The organism is Paraburkholderia sp. EB58 (assembly GCF_050436665.1).
Taxonomy (GTDB): Bacteria; Pseudomonadota; Gammaproteobacteria; order Burkholderiales; family Burkholderiaceae; genus Paraburkholderia.
The window spans coordinates 64,595-81,653 of the sequence record NZ_JBNDMQ010000032.1 but is presented as its reverse complement, the minus strand read 5'-3'; the positions used below and the strand labels follow the sequence as shown (position 1 = coordinate 81,653).

Sequence of the window (17,059 nt, the reverse complement as noted above, 5' to 3'; positions counted from 1 at the left end):
GAGTCCAACGCGCTACCTTCGACTCTTCGATATCAACACGCGGTCAAGAACGGTCGTGGCTGGACGGTTACTTCCAGCCGCTACCTTCATTCGGCGAAACTGCGGGTGCTTGCAGTGTGCGGTGACCTGGAATGTCACCGCATTATGGCGGCTCGCCAGCCATTGAATGCAATTCCAGAGAGGGGTGGCATTTTAGATGCCGCTGCTGACGAGATTCACGGAGCGTGTGCGATAGCAGTTGTTGCAGCGTGGTTATCATGAGGCGTGATCTGTTTTCAATGTGTCATTTGATTGATTTTTCGAGATAATTTTACTATTGGAGAATTTATCGAGGATAAATTTTTTCCCGGGTGTTTCAATAAAACGGAAGGTAATTTCAGCCGTCAATACGAGGCATATCAAAAAAGCTGAAAGCCAATCGATGAAAAGAATACCGGAGGACCGCTCAAGCCTATTGCCAAAGATGAGCAACAAGGGCATGTGCATTAAATACAGCGAATAAGATAGGCGTCCGAGCGTTTGGGGTAATTTTGTTTTAAGAAAATATGCAACCGGCCCTACGTCAGTACTAAGAGCGATAACCAGTAAAAGAAATATGGCGGGGCATAGGAATGCAGCTAGCCCGTGGGTAGTCGAGATTGAAATTATTACAACAGAAATTGCGCTTATTGCTGTGCTGACAAACGGACGCGTAAGTAATTCCGTAAATAGGTCAATCTTCGAAAAGTAAAAAGCGGAGACTCCTAAGAAAAATCCACTAATGCAACGAATAGTCGCTCCTGCGGACGCGACGTTATCCAAGCATGCTTTCCCATTTGAGCTGCAATGATTTATGGCGTAGTCTATCGTGAAGAGCGTAATGGCTGTGCTGACAACTAGTGCTGTTGCACACGCTGTTCGATATCGTGTTGGGATGTGAATCCAGAGCATGCCGAAAAGGACGTAGGTGTAGAATTCGGTGCTAATACTCCAACTCGCGAAATTGAACACTCTAATATGTGGCAGCCCGAGCCCAAATGTCATTGATAACGTGGCGGCGACGTCGAATAAAGATGGCGATATAAAATGCGTGCCGTCGGCAAAAATATTATCGAATAGAAAATAAGTGGCGTAAGAGAAAAATAATAGAGGTGCGAGTCTTGCGAATCTCGCTAGCATAAATGATCGAAACTCGCTTGCAGTTGAGAGGCGGCTTCCATAGCTGACACACATGACGTAGCCGCTTAGGACAAAAAAGAGATCTACCGCCAGATAGCCGGCCTTGACTATTGCGAGAAAGTGAAGGTTGGTCACGTGATAGAGCACGACCAGGATCGCCGCGACACCGCGCAAGCCTTCGAATGACTGGATTTGCGATTTTTTCATTTCCCGCTTCTTTGGAATCTATGGTCGGCCGATGGTGCGAGCCGCTGATTGGCAGCTTAGTTAGGGAGATCGCGTAGGGGTGGACAAAAACTATGTCTCTATCCGCCGCACCTTCGTTAGGCATTTCGTCGGGTCGTGAGTAACATGAGCTGTACGCGAACGAGTCGTCTGCAAAGTCCCAGTACAAAATGAGAGCAAGACCGGTCGCCATGAGCGGTTCGATAGACTGCGTATTACTCGGCTTATAGAATAGCGAACGTCTGCCATCATTTAGCAAAACGGTTCAGTTCGATTTCGACACGCGCCGGGTTCGATTTTTCCCTCTCGCCACGTCCTCGAGGGTGCTTGAGATTTTCCAAGTATTGCGCTTCGCGTAGCATCAAGATGCCTTTCGAGTGAGCCGCAACAAGCAGCCCCAACGCGAGCCCATATATCAGTCCAGAGTAGCGCGCTCCCATGGGGTTCCCGCCGATCGTGGTAACAACCATACCGGAGACTACCATTAGATACCTGCCCATATTGGGAAGGAATACGGCATTGGGGATCGCACGTCGCCAGCGGCGATACGATACAGAGCATCGATAGAGCGCATATAGCAATGCAATCGGTAAGACCGTGCCAAAAAGAATCCCACCGGCGAAGAATTGGTATACCCAAAAATTATGACCAGCCTCCCAAGCATCCATGTCTTCCAGATTCTGACGTGTTGCAATATCTTCTAACTCAGGGATGTAGTCCTTGGCATAGCCGAAGTGATGTCCATATCCCATCCCAAGAAACATCGATGTGCCGGTTGACGTGACTTGATCGTACTGATCCTCCATTTCGGCTAGGCGGGTGAGCGTCGTCGGGTCCTTGCCGCTCTTCGTGCTCTCGGCGAAGAAAATCCGCTGAGTCCAGTGGTCAAGCACGGATGGGAAGACCAACTCCGCTCCGATCATAACCACTCCCGCAAGTGCCACGACGACAACGAAAGTACGCAGCAGTGACTTGATTAGGTGACGGATCGTCGGAGCCGCGAGCCACGTAGCGAGGGAGAACAGCAGGACAGTGCCAATGAGTAAGCTTCGCGTGACGCTCAAAAGTTCGATGACCATTGTGGCAACGAAGAGCGCCAATGCGATCTTTGATCGTGAGCGCTGCATGACGATGTCGTAAAGCAGCGTCCCTTGAAAGCCTAAAAGCACTGGGGAGATGATGTGATACCGGACGTCGTCAATCGAACCACCGGTTGCCATCCCGAATACGAAGCTCATAACCATCGACAGGGCCATGCCCGCGAAGATACAGAAATCGAAGGACTTTGATCGGCTTTCGCTCCACGGGTGACACCCCGCCAGATAGCCAATGAGAAACAGAATGAAGGCCAGTAGCACGCGCAAATAGTTGCCGATCTCGTTTCCATTAATGAGCTGGGGTACGATGCTTCCGACCACGGTCACCACGAGCGCGCCTATCACGAATGACCTAAGTTGTGACCTGTAGCGGAATTTCGGTCCCTTTAGGGCCAGCAATATGCCCGTGATTATCGGAGGCACGGCAAGCGCGATCTGGAGTAAGTGGCCCTGATTGTTATCCACGCTCTTATAGTCGAAGGCCAAAGGAAAGACAAGAAGCATGATCAGTAGTGGAGCGTATTTCCCCGGCATCTTTCCCTCTATAATTTATCTGATTTTTGCGATATTACATACGTTGCATGTTTTCGGGCAACGTTCGCTTCACGGCAGTGCTTCGTATTGCGTCATGATCCATCCATTTGCCGCGTTGGCATTGCGGCGCCACGCGAAGCGAATCGTGATCTTGTCGCTCCGGACGACGAATTTCTGTGTGCTCCCGCACTCAATCGTGAGCGTATTTTCGCCATTGACCGCGCCGTCCAGTCGGATTTCATAGTAGAGACCGTTGAACAAACTGTTCGCGATAGACGGTAGTTCCAGCGTGCGCGGCGAAGTGAAGGGCGTCTCGAACGACAGGACGTTTGGATCACCAAGCGTGACGACGTAGTTAGCGTCTCCAAGGTTCCCCGATAGGTGGCCGTTCTTGTACTGATCGATAGTCAACGTGTCGCCGGTTGCTGTCGAAGTGTTGTCGCAGAGCTGCCAAGGATGCCGGTCAAGCGATATATCTCTGATGCTCATGTCGCCCTTGGCCCCACTGATCACGAAGATGTCGCCGCCAAACTCGGTCGAGATCGCGACCAAGGTATCGAGTTCAAACATACCCGTAGGGCCGCCAATCCCCGTCGCAAAAAGTGTTATCGCGCCCACATCCGGATGCAGGACCATAGCATTGCCGCCGATATGGAACTGCGCGAGCTTGACATGCGCGCCAGCACCGATTTCGATCAGGTCGACCGCATTGTGATAGATGCCGTTCTCGAGTTTGAGTGCTCCGATTGTGCAGATCGAGCCCGGCTGCATCGATATGAGTTGTGCTCCACGGTTGGCGGCGATGAACTCGATCGTGTCTATGGTCCAGTTATACCCCTTGATATTCCGGAGGACCGGACCTTCCATGCTGTGGCAGTCGATGAAAAAGCGTCCCCATCTGTTGTTCGGCACGGCGTTAGTTGCGCGGGTCCAATCCATCGCTCCACCGCTAAGTTTGCCCCCGAAGACAAGGTTGTCCCAGTCGCCGCCCCACGGACCACCGATGCCGGGTTTCACCTTGATCGCATACGAGCCGCGCGCGAAGCGTAAGTCCGCCAGCGTGAACTCGCATACCATTTGTGAGAACAGGATCGGGTTAGCGTTCTTGTTCGAAGCGGGCTGGTCGTTCGCATAATCGAACTCGATGTTAGAGATTCGCCAAGTGTGCATCAGCGGCTTGGGGCCGGTCGCGCCAATGTCAAGGATCGGCACGTTGTCCGCTGTTTGCAGAATCCGCGTGCCGCCGGCAATGTCGCCATCTATCGCCCATTCGTACCCGGCTGGGATGACGAGAGGGGCGCTCACGCGGTAGGTACCTGTGCCAAGCGTGCCTCGCTTATGGTTGGCAACTAAGTAGTTGATCCACGCCTGAAGCGCTGCGGTGTCATCAGCCTTATCATCACCCATGGCGCCCGCGCGCCCACGTGCGCTGAAATTTTCCTCTTCCAGCGTTTCGAGTTGCGTGCGAGGTATGGTGAGGCTTTGGGCCGCGGCGGTAGCGTTCGGGGTACGGTTCAGTGCAAGCCCGAGCCCAAATTGGCCCAATCGGGCCAATATCATGCGGCGCGTCACTTTCATGTTGTCATCAGCGTTTGAGTTCTTGCGGGCATCACATCAATCGGAGCCCGGTGCTGTTGCGGCATGGACGATTGTTGGTGGTCAGTGCAGCCAATGCGCTGGATTCCTGGGGGGCGAGCACCAAGTCAGCCGGACATTCTCTCCGGGCGGATTAGATAAGTAACTGATACTCTGACGTTCTGAAGAGTGCCAATGTGTCGATCCCGAATGAGAGAATACCTGCGCTAATCTGGCCGAATCCGCCAAAAGATTGAAGGATTCCGCCGACGCGAAGCGGAAATTCCTATCGCGCACCCCCATACATCCGCCATTCGGCGGTCTTCTCGTTTCCAAGGTGCGGCCATTGAATCGCCCGGCGACGGACTCACGATGCCGTAGAAGCCGTCGCTTGTCGCGCCGGGGCAATTCCGTATCGGATTCGTTTGCGCATTGGCTCTTCGAAATGGCGAAATACCAGTACGCTCAAGCCCACAGCGACAAGTAATGCTACCCATCCGTTGTCACGATGAAGCCCAGCAATATGGGCCAAATGCGCGAGGGGCACGTGAATCAGATACAACGAGAAGCTGGCCTCCCCAAGAACTACGAGGGGTCGGGTGTTGAGTAGCCCTAGCACTGGGCGCTCAAGCAGGGCCAAACCGAGTATTAGCACCGCGAAGAAGGGTGACTCGAGATAATAGGCGGGCTTGACGAGGTGAAAAGCGGCAAGGAGCGCGATCGCTAGCAACGCTGTCGAGACAAGCGCAAATCCGAAACGATGCGACGACCGACCGGTTGATCGAACATGGATGAAGAAGAGCGCACATCCGATACCCATGACGAATTCCGTCAGGTGGGTAAGAGGAAATTGGGAGATGACAAAGCCCGCTCGTCCAATCGGTAGGCAGTGGGCCACAGAAACGATCCAGATTCCCTGGAGAATCCAAGCCGAAGCACACATCAATGCGACGTTGCTGAGGGTTTTCGATCCTAGTTTGCGAAGCAGCCAAGGGAAAAGAGCATAGAAGAAGGCCTCACATGAAATGCTCCATGCGGGGCCGTTCCAGGGCTGATTGATCGATGCGAACGGAAACCAGCCTGTAAGCAGTAGTAGCTGCGCTACCAGGCTTGCAACGAGCGATGCAAAGACGTTGCTCTTTAGCGCATACCAATCGAGCACCAAGGTGCTGTTGTCAGTTCGCAGTAGGTAGATGGTGACAGCCATCGCTATGAGCAGAGAAAGCAACATCACCGGATAGATCCTTGCGAACCTGGCGACGTAGAACCGCGATGCGCCTCCGGCGTCCATCGACCCTTGATACTTGTAAGTCAGAATGAAGCCCGACAATACGAAGAAAAGTGACACTGCCGGCCGACCGCCGTCGACGAAGGCTAGAAACGCAGCTGGCAGATTGAGTAGTCCGAGTCGGGTGAAATGCGATAGCGCGACTGTCAATGCCGCAAAAAATCGAATGCTAGTTAGCGCTGGCAGTTCGCCGCCTGGTCGTATGGCTGTTCGCACGTGGAAGATTCCCTCAGGCTGTCCGAGTAGCGTCGACGCGAACAACCGCGTACCGATGCTCGCTGTGAACGCGCCAAAAAAGTTAGGCCACTCTGGTCACATGAGTGACTGCCGCAAACCAATCCGTCGGGAGATTGGAGCGATCTTAGCGGAGGATACTTAGATCAATGTGATCTAATCCGCCGAAAGATTGAAGGATTCGGACGATGTATAGCCTGAGTTTTGATTCCAATCTCGGCTCTCGGATCGGTGTGGCCGATCGATTTTGTCGCGATCGATTCATATGAAAGGATAGCGTGGGCGACGAATGACCCGATACCGACAGGCAATGCCGAGGCCGGGCGAGAATCTCACTCGCCTGAGCAGTCTCAGTCTGGCGTTCTCTCTTACGCCGCGCGCACGGAGCGCAGCCAGGCCCAGTGGCAGTCCTTCGGTGGTGACAACCAGGCTCGAATGCATCAGGATGCCGCATTAAGGCAGTGGTCTTAGCAAGCCATTTTTTCCTCGCTTAATCGACATCTTGCCCGTATAGCCGATTAGCTCTGGACTCGCTCGCCGCCCGCCGTTCACCAGTCATCTCTCTTACGCACTGATATGACGTATGCCAGGTTTCGTGGCAACGAAGGGGGCAATTGCAAGCACGATCGGACGCTTACGTGGAACCTATCGCGGTGTCGAGGCGTTTCGACGTTCCGCGCATCGTCGAGGTGATCACGCCGCCGATACGCACAAGCGAGTCAAGCGTCGCGAAATGCGCGGCTACTTTGGGCAGTGGCCGCGCATCAAGTTCGGCATGATGCCCGCGGAGGGCGGCCTGATCGACGGGAAGTCGATTGCCGTCGAACCGGCACTACTGACCACCATCTAATCTATGCGCTCTCGACGACGGCACGTGCGGCCTTTCGTCAAGAGCATTGGATCGCCTACCGCGAGGTGGCCACGCATATCGCAATGTCAAACGCTCTCGCGGGTCTCGCTTGTTTTGATCGCCTCGGCGATTCGACGATGTCAAACGCAGCTTGCCTCGGCGCGTTCATGCGCGCTTCGATTGATGCCCAGAGGTGAGTATCGATTGGCGAGTTTTTCAGGTTCGAATATCCAAGATATTTGGCCGCCATCGGATGGGAATAGATCAATCTGACTTCACTCCCCGTTATACACAATGAATTCTTCCATTGAACCGCTGCTATGCCGGTCAGTGTGCCATCAGTTGGATGCCTCTGTATGCCGGACTGGGCATCGCTTAAAAGTCGTCTGTCTGAAAAAATTAAGAGAGGATCTCTTGATTAATGCGAGCAACTAACTCTGTACCATCTAATGTTCGTACTTTTCTAACAAATAATTTGTCAGAAGTCGCTATTTGGTCCCAGTCACGAATCGTGAACCATTTTGCAAGGGTTTCGTCGATTATGTGAAAATTGGCTAAGCGCCACGTTCCGCGCCCTTCAAAGTGTTGGACGCCATCTGACATGTCTGCGTAGGGGGAGTTTCCTACTATCGTATGGTAGTAGTGTTCGTCTGGCGAAAAGGTGAGACGGTTCATCTCTCTATACCATGGATTGTTGCGTTGATAGTCGATTATATGTTGGCAGCAGTCAACTGTCAGCGCGCACCACTGACTCCCAAAACAGGGAATTACTGCATCATTCCATCGATTTATAAAATTGAATTTAGTGGCGATCTTCCTTAATATTTTTTCGGGGTTGTGTGAGAGCGGCCAATTTTCGCTCAAGAGTGGTTCATTGAACCATTTTCTCTTGATTTGCTTCATGTAGTGGCCCGGGCTTTCCCTCATGTCAATGAATTTAATAAATTCTCTTTGTGGATATTTCGTGATGGTCTCATATATTTCTTTTTGATTTTTTATTGGATAGCAACTTCCCGATAAAAATATTAAATGCGAGTAGCGTTCCTTGTTGTTTAGTGCATCGATAAGCAAAATATTCTGAGCATCGATCATTGATATGCCGGCCCAGGATATTGAGACACGTGACTTTGCAAATATGACATTTTTACCACCTGCGATTTGCAAGAAAGGCGTGATCTCGGCCTTCTTATCCACGTGCACATAAATATCGCAATTTTCTCCCAGAGAATTAATCAATTTTCCGAATTGCTGGGCGTCGGAGTGCACTAGAATAAGATATGCTAATTTTTTCATGGTAAATGCCCGACTGGAATGGATTTTTTCGGTGCGATCCAATTTTCAATGCGCGGGTGTTAAGAGCCAGGGCCACGAGCGCAGATGGAGTATCTTCAGGATTTAGAGGGCGAAACAGACGCGGAAGACGACCCACTCGCATGTTGTAAGCCAGTCGAATCTGCTTGCAGAACATTCAGCAAATCCTTCGCCATTGCCTGAACAGTGAAGCGTGAGTTGAACGTATTGGCCGCTTGTGTTCGCATCTCCATGCGCACTATTGGGTCGAGCGCGAGCCAGCGGCGCAGATTTTCCTCGGTGCCGGCGATTGTGTCTTGCGCGATGAACCCCGCGCAGTCGGCCTGAACTTCGCGCCAGATGTTTACCTTGTTCGAGATCAGTACGGGGACGCCGCAGGCAAGCGCCTCGGCAACCGCAATGCCGAAATTCTCTTGATGCGATGGCAGAATGAACGCATCGCTCGCATAGAACGCGCCCCACTTCAGTTCGCCTCGTAGCATGCCGGGCCACGTAATACGGTGGGCGATGCCGAGTTCTTCGGCCAGCGTTTTCAGCGTAGCCATCCAGCCCGTGCTGTCGGGTCCGGCGATGACGACGTGCGCATCCTTGTCCAGATTAGCGACCTTCGCGAATGCGCGGATCAGTAAATCACAACCTTTCTTCGCGTGAATCCGGCCGAGGAACAGAATGAGGCGTTTGTTCTTCAGTGCCGGGTAGGTCTTCCAAAACTGCTCGCGCAGATGCGCGGCATTCGCGGGCGGCGCACTGGTTCCAAACGATACGACCCGTTCATTCGCTCGATAGAGCCAGAATGACTCACGCGCGAGTAATCGTTCGTCCTCGGTTGTGAAGAGAACCGCGCGCGCGTCGCGCAGCACACGATACTCGGCCCACGGCCAATAGAGCCATTTCTTCAGGTGCTTGAGCGGATACGCGTGCTTGAACCACGGATCGAGCATGCCGTGCGCGAACACGTAGTAGCGCACATCAAGGTCCCGCAAAGCCTTCCATGCACCGAAGCCAAAGTATTGCCATAGCCCATTAATGACCACTGCGTCGAAATGCGACGCGTGCTCGCGCAGCCACGGCACAAGGCGCGGTGTGTATCCATAGTTGCGGCGCGCCGGTCCCAACGCATGCGTGGGCAGCGGAAATGCGGAGATAAATGGAGCATCGGGCGCATCAAGCGACGCCACCTCGACTTCGTGCCCCATCGACACCATCTCGATGCCGCTTTGGCGCACACTCTCGGTTGGGCCGCCGGCTCTCGGGTCGAGAGTTGCGAGCAAATGCAGAATTTTCATCGAAATAAGCTGTTAGTAGGGAGCGCGGGTTGAACGATAAACTTCATGCGTAGGTGCTCGGGCATCGGCTCGCAAAGAGAGCGACGATCAGTGCCGCGAAAAATCGAATGCTGGTCAGCGCTGGAGCCGCGCCCGCCGAGTGTTTTGGCGTCCGCACGTGACCTGTTCCCACAAATCTGGTTCGATGGAGTGTGTCTGCTAACACCGGGCGTACCGCCGCAGTTGTGCAGATCACCGATTTTTCGGTTATTCGTTTCCGGTGGCCGATTAAGCAATATGTTTGCCATGCAGTGCCCGCAATAGCACCACTCAAAAGGTTCTATAGTTTCATCCAACGCGTACCTGCATCCGCCAAAGGATTGAAGGATTCGGACGATGTAAAGACAGAATCCGCACCCCTAATCCAACTGCCGCCGGGCGGTTGGCGAGATGGCTTCCCCTCCCGATGAGCGAGTTACGTTGGTCGGGTGCTTTTCTTTGTGAAGAGGCCATCATGCAAGACGTGACACGGATCGGGATTGATCTGGGTAAGCACAGCTTTCACGTTCACGGCTAGCACAGGCACGGTGAAGCCGACTCGGTCGCGCTTTTCACCGATATAGGAGGAGGTTGCTTGATACTGCAAGCGGTGCGCTGAAGCAACCCAGCTCAACCGGAGATTCGGCTTTATGCCCGAAGTATTCCGCGAGGAGCCGATCTACCATGGTGGCCTGTAGATCGTGCTCGTAGGATCCGAAACGGCGGTGGCACCGAATGAATCGTACTGCGAGGCAGAAATCGATGTCCGGGTAAGGGTGGTGGGCGGCTGGAATTCTTGGAATTTGCGGCCTTCACCTGCGACGCGGGTGCCAACCGTACCGCTATGAGATGCCGCTCCTTCAGAGGAAGCGCTTCCGCGCTCGGCAGGATCAGGCGCCGACATTCTCTCAACTGGCGTAAGGCTATAGTCGGCCGCCTCATCCGCGGTAGCCTGCTCTTTGGGGGCGTAGCCGAGCCCAGAAATGTAGCTACGCTCGTAGTCCTCCGGGGCACCTAAAAGCGGACTTAGTGCGGAATCCTGATCGGCCTGTGCATTGCCTTTCTGGTTGTTTTGCGTCGAAGCGTGGCTCCGCGCCGAACTTGAGGCATGGTTGTCGGGAAGTTGGGTTTCCTCGTCGTCCTGCGGCGCTCCTAACAGGGAATTCAGGGGTAACTCTGAAGCGGACTGTGCATTGGTGTGTTGACTGCGAGACGAAGTGCGGTCCTGCATCGAATTCGAGCTGAATTGTGCGCTGGCCGACGCGCAGGCGAGCGCGGTCACCGCCGACGCCAACACCATTAACAGGGTCTTCATTTTCATCCGTGACTCATGCATATGCAGGTCGATTCATCGGCAAGATTGCCGTTGTCAGAACCGGACCAAAACCAGTCGGCGTACCGATAGCAACTAACCGGATATCCCCCCCGAGTGACAGTCCGAGCAGCGTGCATCTTTACTGAAGAAAACTTGTTCGAGGGTGCGCTGGCGTAAAGCGACAAGGTAATTGCGGTTTTCGACAAAGATTGGCTGGGATGAGCACATGCCGGATGTGTCGGTATCAGCCAATATAAGGACGTGTTCAGCCGTCCCATCGAGAACGAGGACGCCGTTCGATAAGATGGCGCTCGCTGCTCGATCTGGTGCTTGACACAGTTGAAGCGAGGAGAGCGGCCGCTGACTGTCAAGCGCCGCGTCAGACCGATACCCCGAATTCAATTCGCTGCGCCGCGCTCATATCGTTGCGCTCGGCCGCGTGCAGGCAGATCCGAGTAACGCTCGATTAACGGCTGCTCGGACCACAAGTGTATCCGCCGTCATCTTCTCTTAATTGAGTGATGCACGCACAAGGACGGCCATGATGTTGGCGGACTACACCAACATCATGGCGCCTCATTGAGATGCGCATCGCTCAAGATGCAGTCATTATGCGCTGCAACATTTGCAGCGATGTTGCGCCGGAGCCCAATGAAAATTCTTCTATATGGCATCAACTACGCGCCGGAGTTAACCGGGATTGGCAAATACACCGCCGAGATGGCGGAAACACTCGCCGCTACCGGTCACCAGGTGCGCGTCGTTTGTGCGCCACCGTATTACCCCGCATGGCGCATCGCCACCGGCTTCTCCGCATTCCGCTACGCGAATGAGCGGCGGAACGGTGTGCATATCTGGCGTACGCCGCTATGGGTACCCTCGCGGCCGAAGGGCGCGCGGCGCATTGCCCACTTGGCAAGTTTTGCGCTATCGAGTTTCCCTGTATTGTTGCGCCACGTGTTCTGGCGGCCGGATGTGGTCGTCTGCATAGCGCCGAGCTTGATGAATGCGCCGACCGGCTGGTTGGTCGCTCGACTGACAGGTGCTTATGCGTGGCTACACATTCAGGACTACGAGGTAGACGCTGCATTCAGCTTGGGTATGCTGAAGGGCTCTTTGTTAAAGCGTACGGCACTGGCGTTCGAGCGGGTGCTGCTCAAACGCTTCGATACCGTATCTACGATATCAGGAAAGATGGTTGAACACGCGTTACGCAAAGGGGTCGAGGAAAGCAAGGTCGTGCGCTTTTCAAACTGGGCCGACACCGAATCGATCTATCCGCTCGATCGGCATAGCCGGCTACGGAGCGAACTGAGTATCCCTGACGCCGCAACAGTGGTCCTTTACTCGGGAAACATGGGCGCGAAACAGGGCCTCGAAGTGCTCGCGGCGGCCGCGGTTGGGTTTGCCCAGCGCGACGATGTGATCTTTGTGTTCTGCGGCACCGGCCCGGCACGGGATGCCGTCACAGCGCTGTGCGGCAATTTGCGCAACTGTCGCTTCATCGACCTGCAGCCGCTTGACCGACTGAACGAACTATTGAACCTGGCCGATATTCACGTGTTGCCTCAGCGCGCTGACGCGGCGGATCTGGTGATGCCATCAAAGCTGACTGGCATGCTAGCGAGCGGCCGGGCAGTCATAGCAATGGCCAGTCCCGGCACCGAGTTGTACGAAGCCGTATTCCCTCGTGGCGTGGTGGTGCCGCCGGGAGACGCGATCTCGCTGGTCTCGGCCATCGAAAGGCTGGCCAGCAACGCGGTCGAGCGAGCGCGTCTCGGGGCGGCGGGTCGAGAATTCGCCCAGGCAGTGCTGTCGCGCGACGCCGTATTGAGCGAATTCGAGACGAAATTGTCCGCGCTGCGCGCCGGTACTTCTGGCACCTCGGCAGCTGACGCGCGGCATTCGGACGTCTGAAATCGCAAGCGTCTTTTCATTACAAGGACAACATGAAGATCACCATTATCGGCACCGGCTACGTGGGTCTTGTCACTGGAGCCTGTCTTGCGGAAATCGGTAACGACGTTTTTTGTCTTGACGTCGATCAACGCAAAATCGACATCCTTAACAGCGGCGGCGTGCCGATTCACGAACCCGGTTTGAAAGAACTGATCGATCGCAACCGCGCAAGCCGACGCCTGCAGTTCTCTACGGATATCGCGGCAAGCGTCGCTCATGGCGATGTGCAGTTCATTGCTGTCGGTACGCCGCCTGACGAAGATGGGTCGGCCGACCTGCAATACGTGCTGGCTGCAGCGCGAAACATCGGTCGTCACATGGACGGCTTCAAGGTGGTGGTCGACAAGTCAACGGTTCCGGTCGGAACTGCGCAACGCGTGCATGAGGCCATTGCCAGCGAGTTGACGCGCCGCGGCGCGCGCCATGAGTTTTCGGTCGTGTCGAACCCTGAGTTCCTTAAGGAAGGCGCAGCGGTGGATGACTTCATGCGACCGGATCGTATCGTCATTGGCAGCGACGCAGACGAAATCGGCGAACGCGCCCGTGAGCAGATGAAGCGCCTGTATGCGCCGTTTAACCGCAATCATGAACGCACGCGCTACATGGATGTGCGCTCTGCCGAGTTCACCAAGTACGCCGCGAATGCAATGCTGGCTACTCGGATCTCGTTTATGAATGAGCTCGCGAATCTCGCCGATCGCGTTGGGGCTGATATCGAGTCGGTACGTCGTGGCATCGGCTCGGATCCGCGGATCGGTTACGACTTTCTGTATGCGGGTGCCGGCTACGGCGGGTCGTGTTTTCCCAAGGATGTACGCGCGCTCGTGCAGACTGCCGCCGAGTTTGGTCAGGCGCTACGCATTCTCGAGGCAGTGGAGACGGTAAACGAAGAACAAAAGGACGTGCTGATCAACAAGATCACCGATCGACTCGGTGCGGATTTGACCGGCCGCACGTTCGCGGTATGGGGGCTAGCGTTCAAGCCAAACACCGACGACATGAGGGAGGCGCCAAGCCGCAAGCTGGTGATCGGGTTGCTCGAACGCGGCGCAACCGTTTGTGCATACGATCCCGTAGCGATTGACGAAGCACGGCGCGTTTTCGCGCTCGACCTGCGCGATGCGCCGGAAGCGCACTCGCGACTGTCGTTTGCGAAGACGCAAGCGGAGAGTGTGGACGGTGCCGATGCAGTAGTGATCGTCACCGAATGGAAGGTATTCAAGAGCCCTGATTTTGGCGCGCTGACTCAGGCGTTGATCGAGCCGTTGATTTTTGACGGCCGCAACCTGTATGAGCCCACGGCCATGGCGGAGTTGGGGATCGAGTACTACAGCGTAGGCCGGCCGTACGTTCCGACCGTCGAGGATACAGCGCAGACCCTGCGCGTCGTGCAGGGCTGAGCGGCAGCTCTCACGTTGGATCCAGCCATTCGTTGCCAGCCAGGCACGGTGCTCAGTTGCCGTGCCGGCTGCCTACATGACCTTGTGGAATATTTTCCCTGAAGGGAGATCGATGTCGAACAATCTGTCCCGCGTAGAGGATCAAACCACCAAACTGGTCGAAGCAACCGTGGAATTGTTGTGGGCGCATCGAAATGACGTGATAAACGGCAACGTCACTTCGGTCCAGGCACGGGCTTATGTCGCGCTGGTCAAAAGCGCCTGCGAGGCATTGCCGATGAGCGAGAACGACTTGGCATGCTTGAGCGCCGCGTGCGAGGCGACCAATCTTGCGATCGCGGCTGCGGCTGAGCGTGAGGACGAGGCGCTTCTCGCCGGCACTTGCCGCTAAGCGCCCTGCAGTCGAGAGTTAGCGTGACAAGGGCTCGCCAAAATAGGCGCGCGTATTCAAGTGAACGGCTGAATCGCCCAGGATTTCTTCCTCGGTTGCCCAGCGGTAGGCGGTGTGCTGGGTGTTGGGCAGATTTTCCAGCTTGATCGGGCGACGCAGCCTGTAGCCCAGTACCACATAGTGGGTCGAGATGCCGGGTTGCCCACTAAAATTGTCTTCATACAGGTGTTCGTATACGCCTACAAGAGCGGCGTCGGTTCGCTCGACGGCTGCGCTGCCGAGTTCATCGCATGCAATCCGGCGAAACGCGTCGTCGAGGCGTTCGTTCTTGCGGATGCGGCCGCCCGGTACGAACCAGAACCCCTGTGCGGGTTTATTGACGCGGTGTCCAAGCAGATAACCGCCGTTCTCGTTTGGGACAATCAGATCGATGGCGACCAAAGGGGTGGCGTCGACCGTTTGCAGGAATTTTTCGATTGGAAGCATAGTGACATTGGGTTGCCGCAGGGATGGTTCGGCCACTGCGCATCGTTACCGAAAAATACTTGCCCGTGCGAGGCCTGGCGAAATTCGACAAGGTATTTTCGGCTTGCGACACGGGTGCGGACGCGATCGGTCAGCTGATGCGCTGCCGTAATTCTCCGTTCGCAGCGGGCCGTCCAAACGGATTAGCGTGCCTGATCGGGCACCCCAATCGTTTGCGAGTTTCTGAATGACCATTTGCCGCACATTTTTCAAATTTCAATACTATTTTTCGCAGCGGTCGTTAAGTCGAGCGAAAATTCGTTTGCCTGGCTTCCAATTCACCTAGGTCGGTAACAATTCCCACTGTTGTTGCGCCGCAATTGGGGTCGATTGTGGCGTTGATTGGATCCGCCAACATGTTGGCAAATTCCGCCAGTGCATAATGGCGGGATAAAATCTTTTGTACGATGTTTGCAACCAATAATCCAGCTCAAAAAGAAGCTGGAGGGGCTCTTCTAATTTCCGGGGAATTCAGATGATGGGGTGTATTGAGGCGGTTCAGAGAAAAGGCGTAGAGCCGCTGGGCGTTTTGCAAGGCGTGCGGACGGCGAGAAACATTGGAATTGTTTTGTTAAGTGGCTTTGCGCTGCCCGAGACAGCTGCGGTCCTGGAAGTGTTCCAGTCGGCGAATGCGCTCACCAGTACGGATACCCCTGTGAGCGGCCAGGCAAGTTACAACGTTTTCCTTCTATCCGCAGTCGGTGGCCGTATCGATAGCTCGTCGTCCGTGTTTGTTTGGACCGAAGGAGTCGAGGAGCGGCGCCATCCGGACGGTTTCCACACGCTATTCGTCAGCGGCGGAGGTGGGGTGCGCAATGCAGTACGCGATGAGCGCTTGACTACCTGGCTGCGTCGCGAATGCCAGCGCAGCGAACTGGTGGTCCCGCTCGGCGAAGGGCGGTTGCTGCTCGACGCCGCGGGATTTGGACGCGCTGACAGTACCCCGCGCTGGGGCCGTCGCGCTTCGGAAACCAACTCATACTGTGCGCCTGAAGGTGGGGTCACGACGGCTTTCCCCAGTCCGTTGCAAAGCGCATTGGCGCTAGTTGAGGAGGATTTCGGCCCCGAAATCGCGCGCCAGATTGCAGATCACGTCCAGCCGCGGCCTCAACAGGCGCGCTTTACGGCGACCATCCGCGAGAATGCGCCCACGTACGTGAGTGAAAAGATTCAGGCATCGGCCCGCTGGCTCGAGTCAAATGGCGACCGACCGATCTCCATCGATGAGGCTGCACAGGTTGCAGCCATGAGCGAGCGAAACTTCCTGCGCCGCTTCAAGATCGAAATGGGCGTCACGCCGTCCGAGTATCTGTCTTATGTGCGGCTTGACATGTGTTGCCGCCTTCTTGTCGAAACGGATCTGCCGGTTGACAAGATCGCGCGCCGTTGTGGACTCGGGGGCGGTGGCTGGCTCTCGAAGCTCTTCCGCAAACATCTCGACACAACGCCGACCGAGTACCGCGCTAGCAAGCGCCCCATGAACAAGTCGGCATAACGCGACTGTCCGCCGTAGCAGCGGTTCGGTCGCCGCATATTCGCGCATTACGAAATTATTTGTAGTGGAATGAGATTTTTTGAAAAACCTCATCGCATCGAACCAATTATTGCTTTTTTGATTAAGCAAGATTTGGAAATCAGGTTTGCGTATATGTAACAGGTAAAAATTGCAGACCATCACATAATTTAAAAGCAAATAAAATAATAAATAAGGTCTAGTTCACAGCACGCAAACGATTGCGATCGCAAAGCTGGGCGATTCGAGCGCGCTTTATGGGTCTCTATGGGATCAAGATGAGCGGTTACGGTTACGGTTACGGCGAGACAGTCAAATATCCCTTATGCTGCGCTGCCAAAATAACGATCGTTTCCGCCATGTGCTATCACAGAGCTTTC

13 protein-coding genes are annotated in these 17,059 nt (G+C 54.9%); 5 read left to right on the top strand and 8 right to left on the bottom strand.

The features are described from left to right. Positions 1-255: 255 nt before the first annotated feature. The 4 genes from P3T40_RS33985 to P3T40_RS33970 form a co-directional block, all read right to left on the bottom strand. A complete protein-coding gene (locus tag P3T40_RS33985) occupies positions 256-1,365 on the bottom strand; it encodes an acyltransferase family protein (protein WP_429272095.1) in 1,110 nt (369 codons plus the stop codon). 266 nt (positions 1,366-1,631) lie between these two features. Continuing rightward, entirely contained in the window at positions 1,632-3,014 is a 1,383-nt protein-coding gene (locus tag P3T40_RS33980; protein ID WP_429272094.1) for a hypothetical protein, read from the bottom strand. A gap of 69 nt (positions 3,015-3,083) precedes the next feature. Further along, a complete protein-coding gene (locus P3T40_RS33975) occupies positions 3,084-4,592 on the bottom strand; it encodes a hypothetical protein (RefSeq protein ID WP_429272093.1) in 1,509 nt (502 codons plus the stop codon). 364 nt (positions 4,593-4,956) lie between these two features. Next, positions 4,957-6,093 carry an acyltransferase family protein gene (locus tag P3T40_RS33970; protein ID WP_429272092.1) on the bottom strand — a complete coding sequence of 379 codons (1,137 nt, stop codon included), beginning with the start codon at positions 6,091-6,093 and terminating at the stop codon, positions 4,957-4,959. A gap of 601 nt (positions 6,094-6,694) precedes the next feature. Between P3T40_RS33970 and P3T40_RS33965 the strand changes: the two genes are divergently transcribed. Next, positions 6,695-6,961, top strand: a complete 267-nt coding sequence (locus P3T40_RS33965; protein ID WP_429272091.1) for a hypothetical protein — start codon at positions 6,695-6,697, stop codon at positions 6,959-6,961. Between the two features lie 399 nt (positions 6,962-7,360). Here the strand turns inward: P3T40_RS33965 and P3T40_RS33960 are convergent, their stop codons facing one another. The 3 genes from P3T40_RS33960 to P3T40_RS33950 form a co-directional block, all read right to left on the bottom strand. After that, entirely contained in the window at positions 7,361-8,254 is an 894-nt protein-coding gene (locus tag P3T40_RS33960) for a beta-1,6-N-acetylglucosaminyltransferase (RefSeq protein WP_429272090.1), read from the bottom strand. A 95-nt stretch (positions 8,255-8,349) separates the two neighbouring features. Beyond that, the gene (locus P3T40_RS33955; protein WP_429272089.1) at positions 8,350-9,558 is read right to left on the bottom strand and encodes a glycosyltransferase; all 1,209 of its coding nucleotides are present in this window, start codon (positions 9,556-9,558) and stop codon (positions 8,350-8,352) included. Positions 9,559-10,255: 697 nt separating this feature from the next. Beyond that, positions 10,256-10,897, bottom strand: coding sequence for a hypothetical protein (locus P3T40_RS33950; protein ID WP_429272088.1), 642 nt, complete (start codon positions 10,895-10,897; stop codon positions 10,256-10,258). A 645-nt stretch (positions 10,898-11,542) separates the two neighbouring features. Here P3T40_RS33950 and P3T40_RS33945 point away from each other — a divergent pair. From P3T40_RS33945 to P3T40_RS33935, 3 genes are all read left to right on the top strand, one after another. Then, positions 11,543-12,808 (top strand): glycosyltransferase WbuB, encoded by a 1,266-nt coding sequence (locus P3T40_RS33945; RefSeq protein ID WP_429272087.1) that lies wholly within the window; start codon positions 11,543-11,545, stop codon positions 12,806-12,808. Positions 12,809-12,840: 32 nt separating this feature from the next. Next, the gene (locus P3T40_RS33940) at positions 12,841-14,250 is read left to right on the top strand and encodes a UDP-glucose dehydrogenase family protein (RefSeq protein ID WP_429272086.1); all 1,410 of its coding nucleotides are present in this window, start codon (positions 12,841-12,843) and stop codon (positions 14,248-14,250) included. Between the two features lie 112 nt (positions 14,251-14,362). Next, positions 14,363-14,641, top strand: coding sequence for a hypothetical protein (locus tag P3T40_RS33935; protein ID WP_429272085.1), 279 nt, complete (start codon positions 14,363-14,365; stop codon positions 14,639-14,641). Positions 14,642-14,659: 18 nt separating this feature from the next. On the opposite strand, the gene P3T40_RS33930 is transcribed toward P3T40_RS33935, so the two are convergent. Further along, complete coding sequence (locus P3T40_RS33930; RefSeq protein WP_429272084.1) at positions 14,660-15,127, bottom strand: GDP-mannose mannosyl hydrolase; 468 nt, start codon at positions 15,125-15,127, stop codon at positions 14,660-14,662. Between the two features lie 607 nt (positions 15,128-15,734). On the opposite strand from P3T40_RS33930, the gene P3T40_RS33925 reads away from it, so the two are divergent. After that, on the top strand, positions 15,735-16,661 hold the full coding sequence (locus P3T40_RS33925; protein ID WP_429272083.1) for a GlxA family transcriptional regulator: 927 nt from the start codon (positions 15,735-15,737) through the stop codon (positions 16,659-16,661). Positions 16,662-17,059 lie beyond the last annotated feature (398 nt).

Bases quoted from the DNA above. Each gene is read 5' to 3' on its own strand.
- P3T40_RS33985 (WP_429272095.1), bottom strand. From the start codon at position 1,365: ATGAAAAAATCGCAAATCCAGTCATTCGAAGGCTTGCGCGGTGTCGCG.
- P3T40_RS33980 (WP_429272094.1), bottom strand. From the start codon at position 3,014: ATGCCGGGGAAATACGCTCCACTACTGATCATGCTTCTTGTCTTTCCT.
- P3T40_RS33975 (WP_429272093.1), bottom strand. From the start codon at position 4,592: ATGAAAGTGACGCGCCGCATGATATTGGCCCGATTGGGCCAATTTGGG.
- P3T40_RS33965 (WP_429272091.1), top strand. From the start codon at position 6,695: ATGCCAGGTTTCGTGGCAACGAAGGGGGCAATTGCAAGCACGATCGGA.
- P3T40_RS33960 (WP_429272090.1), bottom strand. From the start codon at position 8,254: ATGAAAAAATTAGCATATCTTATTCTAGTGCACTCCGACGCCCAGCAA.
- P3T40_RS33955 (WP_429272089.1), bottom strand. From the start codon at position 9,558: ATGAAAATTCTGCATTTGCTCGCAACTCTCGACCCGAGAGCCGGCGGC.
- P3T40_RS33950 (WP_429272088.1), bottom strand. From the start codon at position 10,897: ATGAAAATGAAGACCCTGTTAATGGTGTTGGCGTCGGCGGTGACCGCG.
- P3T40_RS33945 (WP_429272087.1), top strand. From the start codon at position 11,543: ATGAAAATTCTTCTATATGGCATCAACTACGCGCCGGAGTTAACCGGG.
- P3T40_RS33940 (WP_429272086.1), top strand. From the start codon at position 12,841: ATGAAGATCACCATTATCGGCACCGGCTACGTGGGTCTTGTCACTGGA.
- P3T40_RS33935 (WP_429272085.1), top strand. From the start codon at position 14,363: ATGTCGAACAATCTGTCCCGCGTAGAGGATCAAACCACCAAACTGGTC.
- P3T40_RS33930 (WP_429272084.1), bottom strand. From the start codon at position 15,127: ATGCTTCCAATCGAAAAATTCCTGCAAACGGTCGACGCCACCCCTTTG.